This window comes from Streptomyces sp. NPDC039423 (assembly GCF_055598725.1).
Window position 1 is genome coordinate 103,336 of the sequence record NZ_JBVKAH010000007.1, and the last position, 25,082, is coordinate 128,417.

Sequence of the window (25,082 nt, forward strand, 5' to 3'; positions counted from 1 at the left end):
ACCGCCGCGTACCGAAGATCGGAGCACCCGGCCGACAAGGATGAGGACCCATGGCGTACGACGCTGATGTGATCGTGATCGGGGCGGGTCTCGCGGGCCTGGTCGCCACCGCCGAGCTCGTCGACGCGGGCCGCAGCGTCATCCTCCTCGACCAGGAGCCGGAACAGTCCCTCGGCGGCCAGGCGCACTGGTCCTTCGGCGGGCTGTTCTTCGTCGACTCGCCCGAACAGCGCCGGATGCGCATCCGCGACAGCCACGCCCTCGCCCTCCAGGACTGGCTCGGCACCGCCGGCTTCGACCGCCCCGAGGACCACTGGCCGCGCGCGTGGGCCGAGGCGTACGTCGACTTCGCGGCCGGCGAGAAGCGGGCCTGGCTGCACCGGCAGGGCGTCCGCTTCTTCCCGGTCGTCGGCTGGGCCGAACGCGGCGGCTACGGCGCCACCGGGCACGGCAACTCGGTCCCGCGCTTCCACATCACCTGGGGCACCGGCCCCGGCCTCGTCGCCCCCTTCGAGCGCCGCGTCCGCGCGGGCGTCGACCGGGGCCTCGTACGGCTCGCGTTCCGTCACCGGGTCACCGGCCTCGGCCGCACCGCGGGCGCCGTCGACACCGTCAGCGGCGAGGTCCTGGAGCCGTCCGGCGCCGAGCGCGGCACGGCCAGCAGCCGCCGGGTCACCGGCACGTTCGCGTACCGGGCCCAGGCCGTCGTCATCACCTCGGGCGGCATCGGCGGCAACCACGACCTGGTCCGGGCCCAGTGGCCCGAGCGGCTCGGTACCCCGCCCGAGAAGCTGCTCTCCGGCGTGCCCGCCCACGTCGACGGCCTGATGCTCGGCATCGCCGAGGAGGCTGGCGCCCACCACATCAACCGCGACCGGATGTGGCACTACACCGAGGGCATCGAGAACTGGAACCCCATCTGGGCGCGGCACGGCATCCGCATCCTCCCCGGACCGTCCTCGCTGTGGCTGGACGCGCACGGCCGGCGGCTGCCCGTCCCGCTGTTCCCCGGCTTCGACACGCTCGGTACCCTCGAACACATCGCGCGGAGCGGCCACGGCCACACCTGGTTCGTCCTCAACCGGCGCATCATCGGCAAGGAGTTCACCCTCTCCGGGTCCGAGCAGAACCCCGACCTCACCGGCAAGTCCGTGCGGGGCGTCCTGGACCGCGCCCGCGCCGACGTCCCCGGCCCCGTCAAGGCGTTCATGGACCACGGTGCCGACTTCGTCGTCGAGGACGACCTGACGTCCCTGGTGCGCGGCATGAACGCGCTGACGAAGGAACCGCTGATCGACGAGGCCGCGCTGCGCCGCGAGATCGTCGCCCGCGACCGCGAGATCGCCAACCCCTTCACCAAGGACCTCCAGGTCACGGCGATCCACGGGGCCCGCAAGTACCTCGGCGACAAACTGATCCGCACGGTCGCCCCGCACCGCGTCCTCGACCCCAAGGCGGGCCCGCTCATCGCCGTACGCCTCAACATCCTCACCCGCAAGTCACTGGGCGGCCTGGAGACCGACCTCTCCTCCCGCGTGCTCACCGCCGACGGCACCCCGCTGCCCGGCGTCTACGCGGCCGGCGAAGCCGCCGGTTTCGGCGGCGGCGGCGTCCACGGCTACCGGGCCCTGGAGGGCACCTTCCTCGGCGGGTGCATCTTCTCGGGCCGCGCCGCCGGCCGCGCCGCCGCGCAGGCCACCGGCGCGTAGCGCGCATCGGGCCGCGCGCGGGTGCCCCGCGGCCCTGCCGGCACGGCACCCCCCGAGGCGGGTGTCGCCACACTCCCTAGGGCACGCCCTCCGGCACCGGAGTCCCCTGGTGGTAGTACAGCCGCCAGGCGCCGCCGGTCTCCGGGTCGCGGCGCCAGAGGGAGCTGCGCCGGGTCCGGCGGCCGTCCAGGACCGCCTCGTACGTCAGATGCACCAGGTCCGGGGCGAGCAGGACGCCCGTCATGCCGGACACCTCGTACCGGGGCCCGTCCGCCGCACCGCCCTCCAGCTCCGGCAGCGCGGCGAGCATGTCGTCCCGGCTCCACCGCCGCCCCGAGGCGCCGACCTCCACGAAGTCCGGGTGCAGCAGCCGGGCCGCCTCCGCCCGGGACGTGCGTACCGCCGGGTCCACCAGCCGCAACTCGCCCGCGACCGCCTCGTCCACCCCCGTCACCGCAGACGCTCCACGACGCGGAACCGCTCGGCGACCACCATCGTCCCGTCGTCCACCGTGAAGTCCGGGTCCCCGAGGGCCTCGCGCATCTCGGCGCCGTGCCAGAAGCGTTCGTGGCCCGCCCGCCACTCGGCGACCGAGGCGTACCCCTCGCCCTCGTCGAGCGCGTGCGCCAGGTCCACCTCGCCGAGCGGCAGCACCCGCACCTCCGTCACCTCGACCACCGCCACCTCGCGGCCGTCGGAGTCGATGAGCGCGGAGCGTTCGCCGATCTCCGGCAGCTCCTCGTCCTCCGCCTCGTACTCCACGAGGAGACCGGTCGTCGACACCTTCTCGCCCGACAGGACGGCGGCGACCAACCGGTCGCGCAACGGCCCGGGGAAGGCCAGCAGATACGGCTTGAGCTGTTCGGAGTCCGTCATGGGGCGACAGTCTGGCAAGACCGCCGCCCCGACCGCGAGGCAATACCCGGGGCGCGGCTACAGCACCAGGGACAGCAGCAGCACGCACCCGATGCCGACGACCGAGATGATCGTCTCCATCACCGACCAGGTCTTGACCGTCTGGCTGACGGACATCCCGAAGTACTCCTTCACCAGCCAGAACCCGGCGTCGTTGACATGGCTGAAGAACAGCGAGCCCGCGCCGATCGCCAGTACCAGCAGCGCCGCGTGGGCGGTCGACATGTCGGCCGCCAGCGGTGCGACCAGCCCGGCCGCCGAGATGGTGGCGACCGTCGCCGAGCCGGTGGCCAGCCGGATCGCCACCGCGATCAGCCAGGCGAGCAGCAGCGCCGGAACCGACCAGTCCTCGGAGAAGTCCAGGATCATCCGCCCGACGCCCACGTCGATGAGCGTCTGCTTGAAACCGCCGCCCGCGCCGACGATCAGCAGTACGCCGGCGATCGGGGCGAGGGACTTCTCGACCGTGGAGGAGATCCGCTCCTTGGTGAAGCCGGCCGCCCGGCCCAGCGTGAACATGCCGGCCAGGACGGCGGCGAGCAGCGCGATCAGCGGGGAGCCGATGACGTCGGTCACCCGCTGGACGTGGTTCTCCGGGTCGTCCACCACGATGTCCACCAGCGCCTTGACCAGCATCAGCACCACGGGCAGCAGCACCGTCGCGACCGTGGCGCCGAAGCCCGGCCGGCGCTCCAGGTCCTCGGAGGCCCGCTGGGGGACCATCCGCTCGGGCACCGGGACGTCCACCCAGCGCGCCGCGTACCGGGAGAAGAGCGGACCGGCGATGATCACGGTCGGGACGGCGACGACGATGCCCAGCGCCAGCGTCACGCCCAGGTTGGCGCCGATGGCGTCGATGGCGACCAGCGGGCCGGGGTGCGGCGGTATCAGCCCGTGCATCACGGACAGGCCCGCCAGCGCCGGGATGCCGATCCGCATCAGCGAATAGCCGCCCCGCTGGGCCACCATCAGCACCACCGGGATCAGCAGCACGATCCCGACCTCGAAGAACAGCGGCAGCCCGATCACCGAGGCGATCAGCACCATCGCCCACGGCATGGCCCGGCCGCCCGCCCTCGCCAGGATGGTGTCGACGATCCGGTCCGCACCGCCCGAGTCGGCGAGCAGCTTGCCGAGGATCGCCCCGAGCGCGATGAGCACACCGACTCCCGCCACGGTCGAGCCGAGGCCCTTGGTGAACGAGGCGATGGTCGCGTCCAGCGGGGCGCCGGCGAAGGCGCCGAGCGCCAGTGAGCCGATGGTCAGCGCCAGGAAGGCGTGCAGCTTGGTCCTGGTGATGAGCAGGACGATGAGGGCGATGCCCGCCAGGACGGCGATGCCGAGCCGGGCGTTGCCGGCCGAGGTGATCGGCTCGGTGGCGTCCGCTGCCAGCATCTCGACGTTGAGACTGGTCACAGGGGTTCCTCGGGTAGGCGGATCAGGGGGCGAGCCGGCGCAGCGCGGCGACGGCCCGGTCGGCGATGTCCTCGGGGGAGCCGGCGACGTCCACGGCCACCCCGGCCTCGTCGTCCCCGAGCGGCTGGAGCGTGGCGAACTGCGAGTCCAGGAGCGCGGCGGGCATGAAGTGCCCCGTGCGCGCGGCCATCCGCCCCTCGATCAGCGACCGGTCGCCGGTCAGGTGCAGGAAGACGGCACCGGGCGCGGCCGCCCGCAGCCGGTCGCGGTACGACCGCTTCAGCGCCGAGCTGCTCACCACCCCGCCGAGGCCCGCCCGCCCGTGCGCCCACCGCCCGATGGCGTCCAGCCAGGGCCACCGGTCGTCGTCGTCCAGCGGGACGCCGGCCGACATCTTGGCGATGTTCGCCTCGGGGTGGAAGTCGTCGCCCTCGGCGTACGGGACGCCGAGGCGTTCGGCGACCAGCGGGCCGACGGTGGTCTTGCCGGTCCCGGCCACGCCCATCACCACGACGACGGGGGGTTGCTCCATGGGGTGCCTCGCTGTCTTCCTCGACATCGATCCGGACGCCCGCGCGGCATCCGTCGCCGCACACTGAAACCCATCTGGTACGACGTATTCAAGAGCCTGTGACGTAAAAGTCATACTTTTCAGTGGCGGTTACGCTATGCACATGACGACGCAGGCACCCGGGCTCCACACGCATGTCCTGGACACCCTGGGCCTGGCGATCACCGCGGGGGAGTACCCGCCGGGCAGTGTGCTGCGCACCGACGAGCTCGCCCAGCGCTTCGAGGTGTCACGCACCGTGATCCGCGAGGTGGTCCGCGTCCTGGAATCCATGCACCTGGTGGAGTCGCGCCGCCGCGTCGGCGTGACCGTGCGCGCCACCGAGCAGTGGAACGTCTACGACCCGCGCGTCATCCGCTGGCGGCTGGCCGGCGCCGACCGCCCCCGCCAGCTCCGCTCGCTCACCGTCCTCCGCTCCGCCGTCGAGCCGGTCGCCGCCGGCCTCGCGGCCACCCACGCCACCCCCGAGCAGTGCCGGGAGCTGACCGAGCAGGCCCTCGGCATGGTCGCGACCTCGCGCGGCCGGCAGCTCGAGGCGTATCTGGTCCACGACATCGCCTTCCACCGGATTGTGCTCAACGCCTCCGGCAACGAGATGTTCGCCCGGCTCGGCGACGTGGTCGCCGAGGTCCTCGCGGGGCGGACGCACCACCACGTGATGTTCGAGGACCCCGACCCGGCCGCCGTCACCCTCCACGTGCGGGTCGCCGAGGCCGTACGGGAGCGGGACGCGGACCGGGCCGAGCGGCTCACCAGGGAGATCGCCACCGGGGCGCTCCGGGAGCTCGACGTCCTCGCCCCGTAGCTCCACCACGTAAGCTGCTCAACGCTGATTAACCAGTCGGTAACCTCAAAAACACCTCAGATCCGCCCGTACGTGACATAGGCCACAGCCAAAACGGCGGCGAAGCCGTGACTATGTGCCCTGGCCTTCTGCCGCGGTGACCACATTCATCACCCACGTACGGCTGGCTGATACCGCACGACCCCTCACAAAGGCGACTTCCAGATGAGTGACCGCACCATGCCTGCGGCCGACACCCTGAGCCCCGGGACTCCCGCGGCGACGGGCGCCCCCCACATCGACGCCGGTGACGCCGGTTACAGCAAGGACCTCAAGTCCCGCCACGTCAACATGATCGCCATCGGTGGCGCGATCGGCACCGGCCTCTTCCTCGGCGCCGGTGGCCGCCTGGCCGGGGCCGGTCCCTCGCTCGCGATCGCGTACGCGGTCTGCGGCGTCTTCGCCTTCTTCGTCGTCCGGGCCCTCGGTGAGCTGGTGCTCTACCGTCCCTCCTCCGGCGCCTTCGTCTCCTACGCCCGTGAGTTCATGGGCGAGAAGGGCGCCTACACGGCCGGCTGGCTGTACTTCCTCAACTGGTCGACCACCGCCGTCGCCGACATCACCGCGGCGGCGACCTACGCCCACTTCTGGGCCATGTTCAGCGACGTCCCGCAGTGGATCCTCGCCCTGATCGCCCTGGCCGTCGTCCTCACCGCGAACCTGATCTCGGTGAAGTACTTCGGCGAGATGGAGTTCTGGTTCGCGATCATCAAGGTCGCCGCGCTGGTGATCTTCATGTGCGTGGGCATCTTCCTGGTGGTGACCCAGCACGAGGTCGGCGGCCACACCCCGGGTCTCGCCACCATCACCGACAACGGCGGCATCTTCCCGATGGGCATGGTGCCGATGCTGATGGTCGTCCAGGGCGTCGTCTTCGCCTACGCGTCCGTCGAGCTGGTCGGCGTCGCCGCCGGTGAGACCGAGAACCCCGAGAAGATCATGCCGAAGGCGATCAACTCGATCATGTGGCGCGTGGGCCTGTTCTACGTCGGCTCGGTCGTCCTGCTGGTCCTGCTCCTGCCGTACACCTCGTTCTCCGGCGACCAGAGCCCCTTCGTCACCGTCTTCGACAAGCTCGGCATCCCCGGCACGGCCGGCGTCATGAACCTGGTCGTCCTCACCGCCGCCCTCTCCAGCCTGAACTCCGGCCTGTACTCCACCGGCCGCATCCTGCGCTCGATGGCCATGTCCGGCTCCGCGCCCAAGTTCACCGCCCGGATGAACAAGGGCCAGGTGCCCTACGGCGGCATCCTGCTCACCGCCGGCTTCGGCGTCCTCGGCGTCGCCCTGAACTACGTCATGCCCGGCGAGGCCTTCGAGATCGTGCTGAACCTCGCCTCCATCGGCATCCTCGGCACCTGGGGCATGATCATGCTCTGCTCGCTGCTGTTCTGGTCGCGCTCCAAGGAGGGCAAGGTCACCCGCCCCTCCTACCAGCTGCCCTGGGCCCCGTACACCCAGATCGTGACGCTGGTCTTCCTCGTCTCCGTCCTCGGCCTGATGTGGTACGGCGGCGGCGTCGGCCGGACCACCGTCAACTGCCTGCCGCTGATCGCGGCCCTGCTCGTCGGCGGCTGGTTCGCCGTCCGCAAGCGCGTCAACGCGCTGGCCACCTCGCAGCCGCAGGACTGACCCACCCCGGGCACGCGTCGAGCCCCCGCCGGACACCCGTCCGGCGGGGGCTTCGCTTGTGCGGCCGAATATGCACCCCCCGGGACGCCCCCGACCGGAATAGTGGTGCCGGACAATCGCGTGACGAAGGGAAGAGCCACGATGGCGCAGCAGGTCACAGGGGTCATTGCCCCGGGGAAGAACGAACCCGTGCGGGTGGAGACCATCCTGGTCCCCGACCCCGGCCCCGGCGAAGCCGTCGTCCGGATCCAGGCGTGCGGGGTGTGCCACACCGACCTGCACTACAAGCAGGGCGGCATCAACGACGACTTCCCGTTCCTCCTCGGCCACGAGGCCGCCGGTGTGGTCGAGTCCGTCGGCGACGGCGTCACCGACGTCACGCCCGGCGACTTCGTCATCCTCAACTGGCGGGCCGTCTGCGGCACCTGCCGGGCGTGCCGGCGGGGCCGGCCCTGGTACTGCTTCGCCACCCACAACGCCGTACGGAAGATGACCCTGGAGGACGGCACCGAGCTGTCGCCCGCCCTCGGCATCGGCGCCTTCGCCGAGAAGACCCTCGTCGCCGCCGGCCAGTGCACCAAGGTCGACCCGTCCGTCGCCCCCGCCGTCGCCGGCCTCCTGGGGTGCGGCGTCATGGCCGGCATCGGCGCGGCGATCAATACCGGCCAGGTCGGCCGGGGCGACTCCGTCGCCGTCATCGGCTGCGGCGGCGTCGGCGACGCGGCGATCGTGGGCTCCCGGCTGGCGGGCGCCGCGCGGATCATCGCCGTCGACATCGACGACCGCAAGCTGGAGACCGCCCGGACCATGGGCGCCACCCACACCGTCAACTCCCGCACCACCGACCCCGTCGAGGCGATCCGTGAACTCACCGACGGCTTCGGCGCCGACGTCGTCATCGAGGCGGTCGGCCGGCCCGAGACGTACCGGCAGGCCTTCTACGCCCGCGACCTCGCCGGCACCGTCGTCCTCGTCGGCGTACCGACCCCCGAGATGACCCTGGAGCTCCCGCTCCTCGACGTCTTCGGACGCGGCGGCGCCCTCAAGTCGTCCTGGTACGGCGACTGCCTCCCCTCCCGCGACTTCCCCATGCTCATCGACCTGCACCGGCAGGGCCGCATCGACCTGGCCGCCTTCGTCACCGAGACGATCGGCCTCGGCGACGTCGAGAAGGCGTTCGCCCGGATGCACGAGGGCGACGTCCTGCGCTCGGTGGTGGTCTTCTGATGACCGCGCGCATCGACCACCTCGTCACCTCCGGCACCTTCTCGCTGGACGGCGGCACCTGGGACGTCGACAACAACGTGTGGATCGTCGGGGACGGCGCCGAGGCCGTCGTCATCGACGCGGCCCACGACGCCGACGCCATCCTCGCCGCTCTCGACGGCCGGACGCTGCGGGCCATCATCTGCACGCACGCCCACGACGACCACATCGGCGCCGCCCCGGCGCTCGCCGCCGCCACCGGCGCCCGCGTCCTGCTGCACCCCGACGACCTGCCGCTGTGGAAGCGGACCCACCCCGACCATTACCCGGACGGGGAACTCACCGACGGCCGGACCCTCACCATCGCGGGCACCGACCTCACCGTCCTGCACACCCCCGGCCACGCCCCCGGCGCCGTCTGCCTGTACGCGCCCGACCTGGGCACCGTCTTCACCGGCGACACCCTCTTCCGGGGCGGCCCGGGCGCCACCGGCCGGTCCTTCTCCCACTTCCCCACGATCATCGACTCGATCCGCGACCGGCTGCTCACCCTGCCGCCGGACACCGTCGTCCGTACCGGACACGGGGACGGCACCACCATCGGCGCCGAGGCCCCGCACCTCCAGGAGTGGATCAACCGAGGCCACTGAGCGACAGCCCGCTCACGAACCGCATCGGCACACCCGTGACCGGGTCGGTGAACTCCAGCCGCCGCGCCAGCAGTTGCAGCGGTCGGGTGAAGTCCTCCGGCCCGTCCTCCCGCACCACCGGATACAGCGGATCGTGCAGGATCGGCACGCCCAGCCGGGCCATGTGCACCCGGAGCTGGTGGGTCTGGCCGGTCGCCGGCACCAGCCGGTACCGGCCGAGCCCGCCCCGGTGCTCCAGCAGCTCGACCCGGCTCTCGCTGTTCGGCTCGCCCGGCTCCTCCCGGGCCGCGAGCACCCCCCGCTCCTTCACGATCCGGCTGCGCACGGTCACCGGCAGCGGGAGCCCCGGATCGTACGGGGCCACCGCCTCGTACTCCTTGCGCACCCGCCGGTCCCGGAACAGCGACTGGTACGCGCCCCGGTCCCCGGGCTCCACCACGAACAGCGCCAGCCCCGCCGTCAGCCGGTCCAGCCGGTGCGCCGGCTGCAACCCGGGCAGGCCCAGCTCGCGCCGCAACCGCGCCACCGCCGTCTCCGTGACGTGCCGCCCGCGCGGCGTCGTGGCCAGGAAGTGCGGCTTGTCGGCGACCACGATCCGCTCGTCCCGGTGCACGATCCCCACCTCGAACGGCACCCGCTCCTCGGGCGGGAAGTCCCGGTGGAACCACACGTAACGCCCGGGCGCGTACGGCTCGTCCGCCCCGACCGGCACCCCGTCCGCCCCCACGAAGCGGCCCGCCGCGAGCATCGCGTCCACCCGCCCGGCGCCGATCGCCCCCGCGTACCGGCCCAGCAGATGGTCCCGGACGGTCGCCCACGCCCCCTCCGGGTCGGCCGGCAGCCGCAGCCGCACCGGGTCCACGCCGTCGCGCTGCGGAAGCGGGGCCACCGGGGCCCTGGTCCTGCGTCTCACCCGCCCCACGGTATACGCCCACGTCACCCGGGCGTACGCGCCTCCCACCGGGCCCCCAGGGCGCCGGCGGCGGGCAGGGCGGCGGCGATCCGGTCCCAGGCGGCCCGGTCGCGCTCCACTGCCGGGAGCGCCTCGCCCGCACCGCCGCCCCACGCGGACGCCACGGCCACCGGATCCTCTCCGGTCGCCGCCCCCGCCGCCAGCGCGGCGGCACCCAGCGCGACCGGCTCCGGGGCGCGCGGCAGCACCACCGGCCGCCCCGACAGGCGGCGCACGGTCTCCACCCACGTACGCCCCCGGGCGCCGCCGCCGATCAGCCGCAGCGGCACGTCCGCACCCGCCGGAGGCAGCTCGTCCAGCACCCGCAGGACCGTGAACACCGCGCCCTCGTAGGCGGCCCCCAGGAGCTGCTGCCGGGTGGTCGCGTGCCGCAGCCCGGTCAGCAGACCCGACGCGCGGGGCAGATCGGGGGTGCGCTCACCGTCCAGGTACGGCAGGAGGACGGCCTCCCCGCCGGGCGCGGCGTCCTCCCGGTCCAGGCCCAGCAGCGCCGCCACCTTGTCGACCGCCAGCGTGCAGTTGAGCGTGCAGCCCAGCGGCAGGAACGTGCCGTCGGTGGCGGCGAACCCGGCCAGCGCGGCCGTCGCCGGCCGGGTGCGGGTGGCCGCGAAGACGGTCCCGGACGTACCGAGCGACACCACCGGGTGGTCGAGCAGCCCCCGCGCGCCCAGCCCGAGCCCCACGGCGGCGGCCATGTTGTCCCCGGTGCCCGCGGCGACGGCGATGCCCTCCGGCAGGCCCAGCTCCCCGGCCGCCCGGGCCGTCAGCGACCCCACGCGGGTGGCCCCCGACGGGGCGACCGCCGGCAGCAGGGCGCCGTCCAGCCCCAGGAGGTCCAGCAGCCCCGGGTCGTACGCCCCGGTCGCGGTGGCGTACCAGCAGGTGCCGGACGCGTCCCCCGGGTCGGTGGCGGCGGTGCCGGCGAGCCGCTCGGTGAGGAAGTCGTGGGGGAGGCGCACGGCGGCGGCCGCCGCGGCGGTACGCGGCTCGTGCTCGCACAGCCAGCGCCACTTGGCCGCCGTCATCGACGCCACGGGCACCGAACCGGTACGGGCCAGCCAGCCGCCGGCGCCCAGCTCCCCGGCGAGCGCGGCGGCCTGCGGTGCCGCGCGGGTGTCGTTCCACAGCAGCGCGGGACGCAGCGGGCGGCCCGCGGCGTCCAGGACGACCAGTCCGTGCTGCTGGCCGGCCACCGCGATGCCGGTCACCGCCCGGGCGTCCCGGCCGCGCAGGGCCTCGCCCACGGCCGCGGCCAGTGCCCGCCACCACTGCTCGGGGTCGCTCTCCCGGGCGCCGCCCTCGCCGCTCACGGTGTGGGCGGCCCGGCCCGTCGCCACCACCCGCCCGGACACCACGTCCACCACGACCGCCTTGGCCGACTGGGTGGAACTGTCCACACCGATGACCACCGGGGACGACGACATCGCGCACCTCTCTCTTGGCGAAGGGCTTCCCGTAGCGTATTAGTAATGTCAGAAAACAAATAGATCGGCTGGAGGCCCGGACATGTCGGAACGCTTCATCCCCGCTCCCGAGGACAGGTTCACCTTCGGGCTGTGGACGGTGGGCTGGCAGGGCGCCGACCCCTTCGGTACCGCCACCCGCCCCGCCCTCGACCCGGTCGAAACGGTCGAGCGCCTCGCGGCCCTCGGCGCGTACGGCGTGACCTTCCACGACGACGACCTGATCCCCCACGGGTCCTCCGGCGCCGAGCGCGAAGCGCTGGTCAAGCGGTTCCGCGCCGCCCTCGACCGCACGGGCCTCAAGGTCCCCATGGCCACCACCAACCTCTTCACCCATCCGGTCTTCAAGGACGGCGCCTTCACCGCCAACGACCGCGACGTCCGCCGCTACGCCCTGCGCAAGACGATCCGCAACATCGACCTCGCGGTCGAGCTCGGCGCCGGGGTGTACGTCGCGTGGGGCGGCCGCGAGGGCGCCGAATCGGGCGCCGCGAAGGACGTCCGGGCGGCCCTGGACCGCATGAAGGAGGCCTTCGACCTCCTCGGCGAGTACGTCACCTCCCAGGGCTACGACCTGCGCTTCGCCATCGAGCCCAAGCCCAACGAGCCGCGCGGCGACATCCTCCTGCCCACCATCGGCCACGCCCTCGCCTTCATCGAGCGCCTGGAACGCCCCGAACTCGTCGGCGTCAACCCCGAGGTCGGCCACGAGCAGATGGCGGGCCTCAACTTCCCCCACGGCATCGCCCAGGCCCTGTGGGCGGGCAAGCTCTTCCACATCGACCTCAACGGCCAGTCCGGCATCAAGTACGACCAGGACCTCCGCTTCGGCGCCGGCGACCTCCGCCAGGCCTTCTGGCTGGTCGACCTTCTGGAGAGCGCCGGCTACGACGGCCCCCGCCACTTCGACTTCAAGCCCGTCCGCACCGACGGCCCCGACGGCGTCTGGGAGTCCGCGAAGAACTGCATGCGCAACTACCTGATCCTCAAGGACCGCGCCGCCGCGTTCCGCGCCGACCCCGAGGTCCGAGCCGCCCTCGCCGCCTCCCGCGTACCCGACCTCACCCGCCCCACCGCCGCCGACGGCCTCGCCGGGCTGCTCGCCGACGCCTCGGCGTACGAGACCTTCGACCCCGCGACGGCGGCGGCCCGCTCCATGTCCTTCGAGCGCCTCGACCAACTGGCCCTCGAACACCTCCTGGCCACCCGCTGAGCCCGCCGGCCGCGCTCGGTGCCCGGTGCGCGGCGCCTGCCGGTGGGTGGCCTCTTCCGGTCCCGGCGATGCGGTGCCTGCCGGTGGGTGGGGGGTGTGGCCCCTCCGGGCTCACCTCCTCGAGGCCGGCGGCCTGCGCCACCGGTAAGGGCACCCGCCCCTTGCCTCCCCCAAGCTCTCGGCTTCGCTGGAGCAGGGGGGATCCCCATCCTCTGCGGGGGCGACCCTGCACGGCCCCACCCCGGCCCGTCGCCCGTCCGCGGGCCGGTTCGCCCGAGGCCGTGGCCCTCTCCCTCGAACGTCGTCCGCGGGCCGGATCGTCCTAGGGGGCTCTGTGGCGTGTACGTCGTCCGCGGGCGGATATCGGTACCTACGGCGGGTTGGGGAGGGTCGTACGGCGAGGAGGGGCCGTGCAGGGTCGCCCCCGCAGCGGTTGGCGGCGACGAACGGCCACAAGACCGGTAGGGTGCCCCGCCAACCGCGAGGAGGTGAGCCCGGAGGGGCCCCGCCCCTGACCCACCGGCCGCAACCCACCCCCCGTAAGGCCACCCGCCGCAGTCACCCGGCGCGCGGCCGGGGCTACCCGGCCGCGCGGGCCGCGTGGCCCGCCGGGTCGGCGATCACGTCACGGACGACCACCGCCGCCGCGCCGCGCGCCGCGTCGCCGGACGAGGAGGAGCCCCGCAGCCGCCCGGACCCCGCCGGCCACAGCCCGGACACCACGCGCCGGGTCAGTTCACGGTCGGCCGCCGGGCCCAGCCACGGCATGAGCGGCCGGTAGACACCGCCCAGCACCACCGCCTCCGGGTCCAGCAGGTTCACCGCGCCGGAGACGACCAGCCCGAGCATCCGCCCGGCGCGCTCCAGGGCCGCCACGGCCAGGGTGTCACCGGCGCGGGCCCGCCGTTCCAGCTCGGCCACGCCCGGCAGCCCCGCCGCCTCGTCCAGGCCCGCGCCCCGCAGCAGCGCGGCCTGCCCGGCGTACTGCTCCAGGCACCCCCGCGAACCGCACCGGCACTCCGGACCGTCCGCGTCCGCCACGACGTGCCCGATCTCCCCGGCGAAGCCGTGCGCCCCGCGCAGCAGCCGGCCGTCCACGACGACAGCCCCGCCCACCCCGATCTCGCCGGTCAGGTACAGGAAGCCGCGCACGCGCTCCGGCCCGGCGCCGACGCCGAACCACAGCTCCGCCAGCGCCGCCGCGTTCGCCTCGTTGTCCGAGCCCACCGGCAGCGGCGGCCGGCCGGGCCGCGCGGCGGCCAGGGCCCGCCCGAACAGGTCCTCCGCCGCGACCCGGTCCCAGCCGAGGTTCGGGGCCTGGCGCACCGTGCCGCCGGAGACCAGACCGGGCAGCGCCAGCCGAGCCCCGGCCGGGTGGAGGTCGTGCCCGGCCGCGGAGTCCAGCGTCCGCGCCGCGATCCGCGCGGCCCGCTCCAGTACCTCGCCGGGGGCGGCGCCCCGGTTGTCGACGTGCTCGGTGAGCCGGACCCGGTCGGCACCGGCGAGGTCGACGACGCAGACGGTCACGTAGTCGACGTTGATCTCGACGCCGAGCCCCGCCGGTCCCGTACGGGCCACTCTCAGCGCCGTCCCGGGCCGGCCGGCCTGGCCGCTGAACGTCTTGCCGCGCTCGGTGAGGAACCCTCCCGCCAGGAGCTGCTCCACCAGCGACGACACCGCAGCCCGCGTGAGGCCGACCCGCGCCGCGACCGCCGCCCGGGTCGCCTCGCCCTCGTCGTGCACGGCCCGCAGCACCAGGCTCAGGTTGTGCCGCCGCACGGTGTCCTTGTCGGCCTTGGGCTCCAGCGGGTCGGGGGTGCTCTTCATGGTGCGGCCGAGCCTATGCGAAGCCCGGTGACGCCGAAGAGCGGCCCCGGTCTGCGGACCGGAACCGCTCTTCTCGCTGTGTCCGAGGGGGGACTTGAACCCCCACGCCCGATAAAGGGCACTAGCACCTCAAGCTAGCGCGTCTGCCATTCCGCCACCCGGACAAGGTGTCTGTCTCGCGGCCCGTGGCCGTTCCGACGTGGAAAACCATAGCAAACATTGGGAGGGCTCGATCACGCCCCCGTCCGCGCCGGGGGAGGGGGCAGGATGGGAGCCTCAGCAGCAGCGACGCGGGAGGAACCAGCGTGAGCCAGTCGAGCACGGCGCGAACCGCCACCGTCAGGGGCGAGGACGAGGTCACGGACCTCTGCCGCGACCTCATCCGGATCGACACCAGCAACTACGGCGACCACTCGGGGCCGGGCGAGCGCGCGGCCGCCGAGTACATCGCCGAGAAGCTGGCGGAGGTGGGGCTGGAGCCGAGGATCATCGAGTCCCACAAGGGACGCGCCTCCACGGTGGCGCGCATCGCGGGCGAGGACCCGTCCCGGCCCGCCCTGCTGATCCACGGCCACACCGACGTGGTGCCGGCCAACGCGGAGGACTGGACGCACCACCCGTTCTCGGGCGAGATCGCGGACGGCTGCGTCTGGGGCCGCGGCGCGGTCGACATGAAGGACATGGACGCCATGACGCTGGCGGTCGTACGGGACCGGCTGCGCGGCGGCCGCAAGCCCCCGCGCGACATCGTGCTGGCGTTCCTCGCGGACGAGGAGGCGGGCGGCACGTACGGGGCACGTCACCTCGTGGACAAGCATCCCGGTCTCTTCGAGGGCGTCACGGAGGCGATCGGCGAGGTCGGCGGCTTCTCGTTCACGGTGAACGAGAACCTGCGCCTGTACCTGGTGGAGACGGCCCAGAAGGGCATGCACTGGATGCGGCTCACCGTGGACGGCACGGCGGGGCACGGCTCCATGACCAACACCGACAACGCCATCACCGAGCTGTGCGAGGCGGTCGGCAGGCTCGGCCGGCACACCTGGCCGGTCAGGGTCACCAAGACCGTACGGTCGTTCCTGGACGAGCTCTCGGACGCGCTCGGGACCCCCCTGGACCCGGAGGACATGGACGCCACCCTGGCGAAGCTGGGCGGCATCGCCAAGATGATCGGTGCCACCCTCCGCAATTCCGCCGCACCGACCATGCTCGGCGCCGGGTACAAGGTCAACGTCATCCCGGGGCAGGCGACCGCCCACGTGGACGGGCGTTTCCTGCCGGGGTACGAGGAGGAGTTCCTGGCCGACCTGGACCGGTTGCTGGGGCCGCGGGTCCGGCGCGAGGACGTGCACGCGGACAAGGCCCTGGAGACCAGTTTCGACGGGGACCTGGTGGACGCCATGCAGTCCGCGCTCCGGGCGGAGGACCCGATCGCCCGGGCGGTGCCGTACATGCTGTCCGGCGGGACCGACGCCAAGTCCTTCGACGACCTCGGCATCCGCTGCTTCGGCTTCGCGCCGCTGAAGCTGCCGCCGGAGCTGGACTTCGCGGGGATGTTCCACGGGGTGGACGAGCGTGTCCCGGTGGAGGGCCTGAAATTCGGGGTGCGGGTGCTGGACCGTTTCATCGACGCCAGCTGAGCCCCGGCCCGATTACCTGGAATAGTCGGGTGAAACGAAACTCCAATAATCGCCCGCGTGTGCACATCTGACCGAAAAGGGTGAACGACGTCATCCGGTCGTAGCCCGATTACCTCCCTGTCGTTACAAGTGATGCGGTCCGCGGCTGGGACCGCATTGCCAACAAGGAGGAATAATGATCAAGAAGGTCGCCGCTGTCGCGGCCGCCACCGGCGGACTGGTACTGGCTGGCGCGGGCATGGCCATGGCCGATGCGGGTGCGAACGGTGCCGCCGTTGGCTCCCCCGGTGTCATCTCGGGCAATGTGGTGCAGGTTCCCATCCACATCCCGGTCAACGCCTGCGGCAACACGGTGAACATCATCGGCCTGCTGAACCCGGCCTTCGGGAACGTCTGCGTCAACGACTGACGTTGAGCCTCGACCCCTAGTGGTCCGAGCCCGGCCGGCCCCGGAGCGCGCGCCATGCGCTCCGGGGCCGCCGGAATTTCGTACCCCGGGCGCTGTGCCCGGGAGTATTCCGGAAGCCTAGAAGGCAGGGAACCAGCTATGCGACAGGTCACGCGAAAGGGCCTGACCATCGTGGCGGCCGCGGGCGGTGTGCTCGCCCTCGGCGGCGGATTCGCCCAGGCGCACACCGGCGCCGACGCCCACGGGGCGGCGACGAATTCCCCGGGCGTCGCGTCCGGGAACAACGTGCAGGCACCGGTCAGCGTGCCGGTGAACGCGTGCGGCAACACCGTGAACGTCGTGGGGGCACTCAACCCGTCGTTCGGGAACAAGTGCGTCAACAAGTCCAACGGCGCCAAGGCGAACGGGGCGGCGGCGAACTCTCCCGGCGTCGCGTCCGGCAACAACGTCCAGGCCCCGGTGAACGTGCCGGTCAACGCCTGCGGCAACAGCGTGGACGTGGTCGGCGCGCTCAATCCGTCGTTCGGCAACGGCTGCGCCAACGGTCACCCGCACAAGCCCGGCCACCCGGGCGAGCCCGGCAACCCCGGCCACCCGGGCGAGCCCGGCAACCCCGGGAACCCGGACGAGCCCGGTAACCCCGGCCACCCGGACGAGCCCGGCAACCCCGGGAACCCCGACGAGCCCGGCAACCCGGGGAACCCGGACGAGCCCGGCAACCCCGATGAGCCGGACGAGCCGGGCAAGCCCGGTAAGCCGGTTCAGCCGGGTACCCCGGACGAGCACGGCTCGCCGATCGAGCCGAACGAGCCCGGCGCGCACACCGTCACCCCGCCCGAGGCGGACGACGAGCTGGCGCTGACCGGTGCGGCACCGCTCGGCATGCTGATCCCGGCGGGCGCGGGCCTGCTGCTCGGGGGCACGGTCCTCTACCGCCGTGCCCGGCAGTCCTCGTAGTCCCCGTCCCCGCGGAGACGACGGAGCGGGCCTCGCGATCGCGGGGCCCGCTCCGTGCTGCGCGCCACCCTCACCAGGTGGCGCGCACCTGACGGATGATGCGCCGGCGCAGCCGCACACGGCGGCTGCCGTCCCGGTGCAGACTCAGTCGGTCCAACTCCCAGTGTCCGTACTCGGCATGGTCGGTCAGCAGACGGGTCGCCTCCTTGCGGGACACCCCGCGAGGCACGTACACGTCGACGAATTCGTATTCCGGCATCGCATCTATTGTGCGGGCAGAGGCCCGGTACGGATAGCGTCTGCACTATGTCTGATGCTGCGCAGCCCACCGCTGCCGAGGTACGCGCCGCCGCCGAGGCGGTCAAAGCCGCACTGGACCGGCACCTGGAGGCGGTCGAGAACCGCACCGGTGACGACGACCCGGCCGTCTACGCCGCCTTCAACGCGCTCGCCACCGCGGCCGAGGCCTACGACGAGCGGCTCTACGACCGCTACGACGAGGTCACGCCGTTCGAGATCCCCGGTGTGGAGGATTCCCTCCCGCCGTACGAGGGCCCGGAGGAACCGAGCGCGCTGACCGTGCTGATCCGCCGCGACTACGCGGTGGTGGAGCCACAGCGCCTGCTGGCCCAGTCGCAGCGCATCGCGGATCTGGACCGGGAGGACGACGGCGAGCGGACCGCCGCCGTGGTGGGGGCGAGCGTGCCCGCGGCGCTGGGGGTGCTGTTCGGCGAGTTCGAACCCGACGAGATCGCTTCGCGGCACAAGGAGTTCGGTCTGGAGGAGGGGGACTCCACGCTGTGGGTGGCCGCCGCCGACGAGCTGCCGGAAGCGGGGGAGTGGCTGAGCACCCCGTTCGACCAGGCGGATCCCGGCCGGGTGATCTGCCGCTTCGACGTGAGCGCGGTGTTCGACGAGGACGAGCTCCACGGCGACCCCGACGACCATCGTCCCCACTCCGCCTGACCCGCGCTCCGGGCCCCGCCGCCGCCCCGGCTCCCGCCGGGGCGGCGGGGGCCGGGGTCTGCGCGGGTGTCCCCAGGGGAGATCCGCCCGAGGGGTCAGTCCTCGCCGGTGGCGAGCAGGGCTTCCAGGAGGCCCCGCAGCCGGGTGGTGCGGGGGCGGGGGAGCACCTCGGCCACGGCGCGCGGCAGGGCCTGGTCCACGCCGTGCACCACCGAGAGGTGCCGCTCGCCCCGGCCGAACGCGGTGTGGACCCACGCCCGGTCCAGCGCCTCCGCCGCGTCGCCCGGCAGGACGACGACCGCCGCCGGCCAGCGCATGCCCACCGACTGGTGGGCGGTCAGCGCCCAGCCGTGCCGCAGGGCGGTGTCCACGCGGTCCTTGGGGACGAGCACCCGCTCGCCCTCGCAGTCCAGGTGCAGCCCGTCGGCGTCCGCCGAGAGGACCGTGCCCGGCACCGTCCGGCCCGGCGCGGGGGCGTGGGCGACCCGGTCGCCCGGATCGAAACCGCCGAAGCGGCCCGGCCCCGGGTTCAGCCGCTGCTTCAGCGCCGCGTTGAGCGCCCGCGTCCCCGCCGGACCGCCATGGCCGACGGTGATCACCTGGGTCCGGTCGGCGGGCACCCCGATCGCGCGCGGGATCGAGTCGGCCACGAGCTGCACCGTCCGGTGCACCGCCTCGCCCGGTTCCCGGACCGGGACGATCACGACCTCCTTGCCCGGTGCCTCCACCTGGTTGAGCTCCCCGATCCCGATGCCGGACACCAGCTCGCCGATCGGCCCCGGGTCCGGGGTGCGCGACGCGACGTGCGGGCACGCCCCGGCCGCCAGCACGTCGGCGAAGACCCGTCCCGCGCCCGCCGACCACAGCACGCCCGGGTCACCGCTGAGCACCAGGCGGCAGCCGTCCGGCAGGGCCTCCACCAGCATCGCGGCCGTCTCGACGTCGAGCTGCGGAGCGTCCAGCACGACCAGCAGGTCCAGGGCGAGCGCCCCGTCCTCGTCCCGGCCGGGACCGGCCGTCCCGGCCAGCAGCCCGGCGACGGTGACCGCGCCGGCCTCCGGCTCCAGCCGGCGGCGGCCGTTCTCCGTGTACGCGGCCACGGCCGCGCGGAGCCCGAGCTCCCTCGCGGCACCGGCCAGGGCGACCGCCTCGGCCCGTGCCGCCTCGCCGCCGGTGTGGGCGACCAGCCCGTGCCCGGCGACCGCGCGGGTCAGGTCGGTCCGGGGGGCGTCCTGCCAGCGGGTGTCCGGGCCGGTCCTGGCGAGCCGGGCCAGGCCGTCGGCGAGGCTCTCCTCCGCCAGCGCGTACCGGTCCAGCCCCAGCAGCACCGGCACCGGCTCCGTGTCCTCCGCCCGCTCCTCGTCCCCGGCGCCCTCGTCCTCGTCCAGCCCGTCGTGGAAGACCAGCACCGCGCCTTCGGCGATCGCGTGCTGCACCGCCTCGTCCGGCTCGGGCACGGACCGCTCCGCGAGCGCCGCCCGCACGGCCGACGCCTCCAGCGCCGTGTGCCCCTGGAGGGCGGCGCGCTGGAGCACCCAGTCGACAAGGGCGACCGTCCGGCGCTCGTCCCCGGGGCCGCACTCCGCGCCGAGCAGCGCCCGGGCGAACCCGTCGGCCTGCTCGGGGCGCACCCCCGCCACCGACAGCAGCTGCCAGGGGTCGTCGCGCAGCGCGTCCGCCGCCGTCGCGCCCAGTACGGCGGCGACGCCCGCGGCGAGCGACTCGGGCGCGCCGCCCTCGGCCAGCACGGCACGCACGGCCGCGACCGTCTCCGGCGCGGCCGCCCGCGCGGGACGGGCTGGCTCCACCGGGGCGGCCGGCCGCGCGGGCGCGGCGGGCTCGGGGGCGGGCCGGCGGGGCGCGGGCGCGGGGGAGTCGAAGAACGCCGTGCCGGACGCCCCGCCGCTCTCCACCGCCCGCACCGCCGCCAGCAGGTCGGCGGCCGTGCCGCTCAGTTTGGCGCCCGCCTCGATGGGGCCGCCCTTCTCCGCCTTGCGCTGCTCGATCCGCGCCCGCAGCTCCCGCTGGGCCGCCAGCTCGGCCTCCGCCTCGGAGACCCCGCTCCCGGTGGCGCCCTCCGCGGCGGCGCCCTCCGCGGCGGCGCCCGGAGCCTCCTCCTCCGTACCGCCGCCGTCCGCCTGGGTGTCGGCCCCGGTGTCCCCGTCGGTGTCCGCCGCGTCCGGGGTCCCGCCCGCGTCCGCGCCGTCACCCACCGGGGCGGTGGGAGCCCCGGCGGCGTCGGGGGCCTCCGGGGCGTCGGGTGCGGGGGCGTCCTGGTCGTCGTCGGCCGAGGAGCCGGGGGTTGCCCCCCGGGGAAGCGCGGTCACAGCGTGCTCCAGTCCTGATCGGGATAGCGGTGCACGGGCGCCGACACGTCGTCGAGCGCCCGGCGGATCTCGTCAGGAAGACTAAGGGTCTCCACTGACAACGCGGCCGTGAGCTGCTGCGCGTTGCGCGCGCCCACCACCGGCGCCACCACGCCCGGCCGGTCCCGCACCCACGCCAGGGCCACCTGGAGGGGGGTGGCCGCCAGCCCGTCGGCGGCCGTGAGCACCGCGTCCACGATCCGGGTCGCCGAGTCGTCCAGGTACGGCTCCACGAACGGCGCCAGCCGGTCGGACGCCCCCCGTGAGTCGGACGGCGTGCCCTGCCGGTACTTGCCCGTGAGCACCCCGCGCCCGAGCGGCGACGAGGGCAGCAGTCCCACCCCGAGGTCCAGCGCGGCGGGCAGCACCTCGCGCTCCACGCCCCGCTGGAGCAGCGAGTACTCCATCTGCGTGCTGGCGAGCCGGGCCCGGGCCCCGCCCGGCGCGAGCTGCCAGGTGGCGGCCTTGGCCAGTTGCCACCCGCAGAAGTTGGACACCCCCACGTACCGGGCCCGGCCGCTGCTGACGGCTATGTCCAGGGCCTGGAGCGTCTCCTCCAGCGGGGTCTCCGGGTCGAAGGCGTGCACCTGCCACAGGTCCACGTAGTCCGTGCCGAGGCGGGCCAGTGACGCGTCGAGCGCGGCCAGGAGGTGACCGCGCGAGCCGTCGAACCGCCGGTCGGGGTCCGGCACGCTGCCGGCCTTCGTGGCGACGACCATGTCGCGTCGGGGGACCAGCCGCTCCATGAGCTGCCCGAGCAGGTATTCGGCCTCGCCGCCGCCGTACACGTCCGCCGTGTCGATCAGCGTCCCGCCGGCCTCCCAGAACGCCTTGAGCTGGTCCGCCGCGTCGTGCTCGTCGGTGTCCCGCCCCCAGGTGAGGGTGCCGAGGCCGATCCGGGACACACGCAGGCCGGTACGGCCGAGATGCCTCTGCTCCATGGCCGCGAGATTACTGGCCAGAGGCCCACGCGGAGAGAGCCTGTGGACAAGCTCGTACCGGCGTGAGGCGCGTCCCCCTCCGGTACCAGGCGCGTCCCCCTCCTGACGGGACGCGCACCCGCGCGCTAGAGTCCGGACGCAGATCGTTACTGATCAGTACATGAGTCGATGAGTAAGGGGACCGGCTATGCGGCTCGGCATCAACCTCGGCTACTGGGGCGCGGGCATGGACGGCGACAACCTCGCCGTCGCCCAGGAGGCGGACCGCCTCGGCTACGACGTCTGCTGGGCCGCCGAGGCGTACGGCTCCGACGCCCCCACCGTCCTCGCCTGGGTCGCCGCCCAGACCGAGAACATCGACATCGGCTCCGCGATCATGCAGATCCCGGCCCGCCAGCCCACCATGACGGCGATGACGGCGGCCACCCTGGACTCGCTGTCCGGCGGCCGCTTCCGCCTCGGCCTCGGCGTCTCCGGACCCCAGGTCTCCGAGGGCTGGTACGGCGTCAAGTTCGACAAGCCGCTGGCGCGCACCCGCGAGTACGTCGAGATCGTGCGCAAGGCCATGGCCCGGGAGCGGCTGACCCACGAGGGCGAGCACTGGACCCTCCCGCTCCCCGGCGGCCCCGGCAAGCCGATCAAGCTGACCGTCCACCCGCAGCGCGAGCACATCCCGCTCTACATCGCGGCGATCGGCCCCAAGAACCTGGAGCAGACCGGCGAGATCGCCGACGGCGCCCTGCTGATCTTCCCCTCCGCCGAGCACCTGGAGGAGACCGCGCTGCGGCACATCCGCGCGGGCCGCGAGAAGGCCGGCGCGACCATGGACGGCTTCGACGTCTGCCCGACCCTCCCGCTGGCCGTCGGCGACGACGTCAACGGGCTCGCCGACATGTTCCGCCCGTACACCGCGCTGTACGTCGGCGGCATGGGCAGCCGCAAGCAGAACTTCTACAACCAGCTCGCCCAGCGCATGGGCTACGAGAAGGAAGCCGCCGAGATCCAGGACAAGTACCTGTCCGGTGACAAGAGCGGCGCCGCGGCCGCCGTCCCGCACCGGCTGATCGACCAGACCACGCTGCTCGGCTCCGTGGAGCGGATCGCCGACCGGATGCAGGCGTACGCGGCAGCCGGTGTCACCACGCTCACCCTCGCCCCGGCCGGCTTCACGCTCGACGAGCGGATCGCCGCGCTGCGGGCGGGCACCGAGGCCCTGGAACGCGCCGGCCTGGTCGACTAGGCACCCCCTGAGCCCTCGCTGCGGGCCGGCCTTCCGGACAGGCCTGCGGCCGTGGTGGGGGCTCGGGGTCATCCCCGCCACGGCCGTCACGCAGCACAACGCGCCAGGCCCCCGACTGGTTACTGCCCGGGCGCGTCCGCCGCGCGCGCCGGCCCCGTTCCCTCCCCTGCCACCGATGCTCCGCCATCCGGCGGACTTCCGAGGTCCTGCTGTTGCCACGCCCGGCATGCGGCATTTGACTCCTTCTTCGCGGGACTTCGCGGATGGGCGCGAGGACGCGCTGATGGAGGTGGCATTGATGCTGTCGGCCCGGAGCCTGTTCCAGGAGATCGTCGACAACGACGACTCCTACCAGCTCTTCTGTTCCATCGCGGCCAGCGGGGAGGCCCAGGGCGGCTGGGAGAACGCCCGTATCGCGGCCCTGCTCCCCGAGAGCATGGCGGAACTCGCCCCCAAGGTGACCCGGCACGGTGCCGACGAGGACAAGCACGGCCGGATCTTCCAGGGCCTGCTCAAGAAGCGCGGCCTGGAACCGGTCCCCGTGCCGCCCGGGACCGACTACACGATGCTGCTGGAACAGCGGGGCATCGGCCTTGCCCACGAGAAGCTGCGCCGGGACCAGCGGCTGACGGAGGAGGACGTCCTGGTCTACCTCTCGCACAGCCGGGTCACCGAGCAGCGTGCCGCCGACCAGATGGACATGCTCGTCACGTACTTCGGCGACCACCCCGAGGTCGGCAAGGCGATCCGGATCATCTGCCACGACGAGGAGAACCACCTCGCCTACTGCCACGAGGAACTGCTGCGCCTCGCCTACGCCGGGCACGGCCGCACCATCCAGCGCACCCTGCGCCAGTGCGCGCTCGCCGAGATCGCCGTCTACCGCGACGTCAGCCTCGCCGTCATGGACCACATGGGCCGCGTCCTGCGGTGGCCGGCCGCCAAGCGGACCGCCCTCGCCCTGGGCATCCGGGCCATGTACGCGTACGAGAGGGCCGGCGGCTGGCGCCGCATGGTGGACCTCAGGATGCCGGAGCGGCGCAACCCGCTGGGCGGACCGGCCGAGCCCGCCCCGGCCTTCTGAGCCCCCGGCGCCTACAGCCACCCCCGGCGCTTGAACAGCCGGTACAGCCCGACCACCGCGACGCCCATCAGCACGATCACGGCCGGGTAGCCCCACGTCTGGTGCAGCTCCCACATGTGGTCGAAGTTCATGCCGTAGACGCCCGCGACCATCGTGGGCACCGCGGCCATCGCCGCCCACGCCGAGATCTTCCGCATGTCGTCGTTCTGCCGTACCCCCATCTGCGCCAGATGGGCCGACAGGATGTCCGACAGCAGCCGGTCCAGCCCCTCCACCTGCTCCGTCGCACGGGTCAGGTGGTCGCTGACGTCCCGGAAGAACGGCTGGGCGTCCGCGCTGACGAACGGCACGCCCGCCCCCGCCAGCCGGGCCATCGGCGCGGCCAGCGGCCCGGTGGCCCGGCGGAACTCCAGGACCTGCCGCTTGAACATGTAGATCCGCGACGCCGTGTTCTTGGCGTCGCCGCCCGTCGGCTGGAAGACCTCCGTCTCCATCTCCTCCAGGTCGACCTGGAGCTCGCCCGCCACCTCGATGTAGTGGTCCACGACCGCGTCGCTGATCGCGTACAGCACGGACGTGGGCCCCTGGCGGAGTACTTCCGGTTCCGCCTCCAGCCGCTTGCGCACGGCCGTGAGCGGCGCGCCCTCGCCGTGCCGGACCGTCACCACGAACGAGTCGCCCATGAACACCATGAGCTCGCCCGTGGTGACGGTGTCGCTCGCCGGCTCGTACACGACCGGTTTGAGCACCATGAACAGCGAGTCGTCGTACACCTCCAGCTTGGGCCGCTGGTGCGCCTTGAGGGCGTCCTCCACGGCCAGCGGGTGCAGGCCGAACTCCTCGGCGACGTGATCGAACTCCTGCTCCGTCGGTTCGTGCAGCCCGATCCAGAGGAAGGCGTCGCCCGTTTCGGCGGCGCGCGCCGCCGCGAGCGCGTCGGAGAAGTCGGACGGGCCCTCACTGCGGCGCCCGTCCCGGTAGATGGCACAGTCCACGATCACGGCGCGTATTCTTCCCCGGCCCCCGGCGCCTTGCACGCACGGAGCCGCCTAGGCTGGCAGGC

At 73.4% G+C, this 25,082-nt stretch carries 23 protein-coding genes and 1 tRNA gene; 12 read left to right on the top strand and 12 right to left on the bottom strand.

The features are described from left to right. Positions 1–50 precede the first annotated feature (50 nt). Positions 51–1,709, top strand: coding sequence for an FAD-binding dehydrogenase (locus ACZ7LK_RS22755; RefSeq protein WP_469463912.1), 1,659 nt, complete (start codon positions 51–53; stop codon positions 1,707–1,709). Between the two features lie 76 nt (positions 1,710–1,785). Here the strand turns inward: ACZ7LK_RS22755 and ACZ7LK_RS22760 are convergent, their stop codons facing one another. From ACZ7LK_RS22760 to ACZ7LK_RS22775, 4 genes are read right to left on the bottom strand one after another with little or no spacing between them, the layout of a single operon-like run. After that, a complete protein-coding gene (locus ACZ7LK_RS22760; RefSeq protein WP_392275805.1) occupies positions 1,786–2,163 on the bottom strand; it encodes a nuclear transport factor 2 family protein in 378 nt (125 codons plus the stop codon). Then, a complete protein-coding gene (locus ACZ7LK_RS22765; protein WP_392275806.1) occupies positions 2,160–2,585 on the bottom strand; it encodes an ASCH domain-containing protein in 426 nt (141 codons plus the stop codon). Before ACZ7LK_RS22765 ends, ACZ7LK_RS22760 begins: the two co-directional genes overlap by 4 nt. 57 nt (positions 2,586–2,642) lie before the next feature. Next, the gene (locus tag ACZ7LK_RS22770; RefSeq protein WP_471142982.1) at positions 2,643–4,040 is read right to left on the bottom strand and encodes a GntP family permease; all 1,398 of its coding nucleotides are present in this window, start codon (positions 4,038–4,040) and stop codon (positions 2,643–2,645) included. 22 nt (positions 4,041–4,062) lie between these two features. Then, the gene (locus tag ACZ7LK_RS22775; protein ID WP_392275808.1) at positions 4,063–4,572 is read right to left on the bottom strand and encodes a gluconokinase; all 510 of its coding nucleotides are present in this window, start codon (positions 4,570–4,572) and stop codon (positions 4,063–4,065) included. 142 nt (positions 4,573–4,714) lie between these two features. Between ACZ7LK_RS22775 and ACZ7LK_RS22780 the strand changes: the two genes are divergently transcribed. The 4 genes from ACZ7LK_RS22780 (at position 4,715) to ACZ7LK_RS22795 (ending at position 8,943) form a co-directional block, all read left to right on the top strand. After that, positions 4,715–5,416: a FadR/GntR family transcriptional regulator gene (locus ACZ7LK_RS22780; RefSeq protein WP_469463915.1), complete on the top strand. Its 702-nt coding sequence runs from the start codon at positions 4,715–4,717 to the stop codon at positions 5,414–5,416. Between the two features lie 204 nt (positions 5,417–5,620). Continuing rightward, the gene (locus tag ACZ7LK_RS22785; RefSeq protein WP_469463916.1) at positions 5,621–7,087 is read left to right on the top strand and encodes an amino acid permease; all 1,467 of its coding nucleotides are present in this window, start codon (positions 5,621–5,623) and stop codon (positions 7,085–7,087) included. 141 nt (positions 7,088–7,228) lie between these two features. After that, positions 7,229–8,314: an S-(hydroxymethyl)mycothiol dehydrogenase gene (locus ACZ7LK_RS22790; protein WP_392275811.1), complete on the top strand. Its 1,086-nt coding sequence runs from the start codon at positions 7,229–7,231 to the stop codon at positions 8,312–8,314. Then, positions 8,314–8,943 (top strand): MBL fold metallo-hydrolase, encoded by a 630-nt coding sequence (locus ACZ7LK_RS22795; protein ID WP_392275812.1) that lies wholly within the window; start codon positions 8,314–8,316, stop codon positions 8,941–8,943. Before ACZ7LK_RS22790 ends, ACZ7LK_RS22795 begins: the two co-directional genes overlap by 1 nt. Here the strand turns inward: ACZ7LK_RS22795 and ACZ7LK_RS22800 are convergent. Both ACZ7LK_RS22800 and xylB read right to left on the bottom strand, forming a co-directional pair. Then, positions 8,927–9,856, bottom strand: a complete 930-nt coding sequence (locus ACZ7LK_RS22800; RefSeq protein WP_469463917.1) for an RluA family pseudouridine synthase — start codon at positions 9,854–9,856, stop codon at positions 8,927–8,929. The two genes, ACZ7LK_RS22795 and ACZ7LK_RS22800, sit on opposite strands and share 17 nt — an antisense overlap. 23 nt (positions 9,857–9,879) lie before the next feature. Next, on the bottom strand, positions 9,880–11,340 hold the full coding sequence (xylB, locus tag ACZ7LK_RS22805; protein WP_471142987.1) for a xylulokinase: 1,461 nt from the start codon (positions 11,338–11,340) through the stop codon (positions 9,880–9,882). An 82-nt stretch (positions 11,341–11,422) separates the two neighbouring features. On the opposite strand from xylB, the gene xylA reads away from it, so the two are divergent. Continuing rightward, on the top strand, positions 11,423–12,592 hold the full coding sequence (xylA, locus tag ACZ7LK_RS22810; protein WP_392275815.1) for a xylose isomerase: 1,170 nt from the start codon (positions 11,423–11,425) through the stop codon (positions 12,590–12,592). A 579-nt stretch (positions 12,593–13,171) separates the two neighbouring features. Here the strand turns inward: xylA and ACZ7LK_RS22815 are convergent. Together ACZ7LK_RS22815 and ACZ7LK_RS22820 are read right to left on the bottom strand one after the other, a co-directional pair. Beyond that, positions 13,172–14,419 carry an ROK family protein gene (locus ACZ7LK_RS22815; RefSeq protein ID WP_471142989.1) on the bottom strand — a complete coding sequence of 416 codons (1,248 nt, stop codon included), beginning with the start codon at positions 14,417–14,419 and terminating at the stop codon, positions 13,172–13,174. A 79-nt stretch (positions 14,420–14,498) separates the two neighbouring features. Then, a tRNA-Leu gene (locus tag ACZ7LK_RS22820) sits at positions 14,499–14,583 on the bottom strand. 141 nt (positions 14,584–14,724) lie between these two features. On the opposite strand from ACZ7LK_RS22820, the gene ACZ7LK_RS22825 reads away from it, so the two are divergent. The 3 genes from ACZ7LK_RS22825 (at position 14,725) to ACZ7LK_RS22835 (ending at position 17,422) form a co-directional block, all read left to right on the top strand. After that, positions 14,725–16,056 (top strand): M20/M25/M40 family metallo-hydrolase, encoded by a 1,332-nt coding sequence (locus ACZ7LK_RS22825; protein WP_471142992.1) that lies wholly within the window; start codon positions 14,725–14,727, stop codon positions 16,054–16,056. A gap of 175 nt (positions 16,057–16,231) precedes the next feature. Beyond that, positions 16,232–16,465 carry a chaplin gene (locus ACZ7LK_RS22830; RefSeq protein ID WP_392275818.1) on the top strand — a complete coding sequence of 78 codons (234 nt, stop codon included), beginning with the start codon at positions 16,232–16,234 and terminating at the stop codon, positions 16,463–16,465. A gap of 138 nt (positions 16,466–16,603) precedes the next feature. Next, entirely contained in the window at positions 16,604–17,422 is an 819-nt protein-coding gene (locus ACZ7LK_RS22835) for a chaplin (RefSeq protein ID WP_471142995.1), read from the top strand. Positions 17,423–17,492: 70 nt separating this feature from the next. Here ACZ7LK_RS22835 and ACZ7LK_RS22840 read toward each other — a convergent pair whose 3' ends face one another. Then, complete coding sequence (locus ACZ7LK_RS22840; protein ID WP_005319466.1) at positions 17,493–17,681, bottom strand: DUF5703 family protein; 189 nt, start codon at positions 17,679–17,681, stop codon at positions 17,493–17,495. Between the two features lie 47 nt (positions 17,682–17,728). Here ACZ7LK_RS22840 and ACZ7LK_RS22845 point away from each other — a divergent pair, with 47 nt between their 5' ends. Next, on the top strand, positions 17,729–18,388 hold the full coding sequence (locus tag ACZ7LK_RS22845) for a hypothetical protein (protein WP_392275820.1): 660 nt from the start codon (positions 17,729–17,731) through the stop codon (positions 18,386–18,388). Between the two features lie 95 nt (positions 18,389–18,483). Here ACZ7LK_RS22845 and ACZ7LK_RS22850 read toward each other — a convergent pair whose 3' ends face one another. Both ACZ7LK_RS22850 and ACZ7LK_RS22855 read right to left on the bottom strand, forming a co-directional pair. Next, positions 18,484–20,715 carry a helix-hairpin-helix domain-containing protein gene (locus ACZ7LK_RS22850; RefSeq protein WP_471142997.1) on the bottom strand — a complete coding sequence of 744 codons (2,232 nt, stop codon included), beginning with the start codon at positions 20,713–20,715 and terminating at the stop codon, positions 18,484–18,486. Then, complete coding sequence (locus tag ACZ7LK_RS22855) at positions 20,712–21,695, bottom strand: aldo/keto reductase (RefSeq protein WP_392275822.1); 984 nt, start codon at positions 21,693–21,695, stop codon at positions 20,712–20,714. Before ACZ7LK_RS22855 ends, ACZ7LK_RS22850 begins: the two co-directional genes overlap by 4 nt. Positions 21,696–21,882: 187 nt before the next feature. On the opposite strand from ACZ7LK_RS22855, the gene ACZ7LK_RS22860 reads away from it, so the two are divergent. Then, entirely contained in the window at positions 21,883–22,935 is a 1,053-nt protein-coding gene (locus ACZ7LK_RS22860) for an LLM class F420-dependent oxidoreductase (protein WP_392275823.1), read from the top strand. A 298-nt stretch (positions 22,936–23,233) separates the two neighbouring features. Beyond that, a complete protein-coding gene (locus ACZ7LK_RS22865) occupies positions 23,234–24,019 on the top strand; it encodes a ferritin-like domain-containing protein (RefSeq protein WP_392276053.1) in 786 nt (261 codons plus the stop codon). 11 nt (positions 24,020–24,030) lie between these two features. Here ACZ7LK_RS22865 and corA read toward each other — a convergent pair whose 3' ends face one another. After that, positions 24,031–25,029: a magnesium/cobalt transporter CorA gene (gene corA / locus ACZ7LK_RS22870; protein WP_469465264.1), complete on the bottom strand. Its 999-nt coding sequence runs from the start codon at positions 25,027–25,029 to the stop codon at positions 24,031–24,033. Positions 25,030–25,082: the final 53 nt, after the last annotated feature.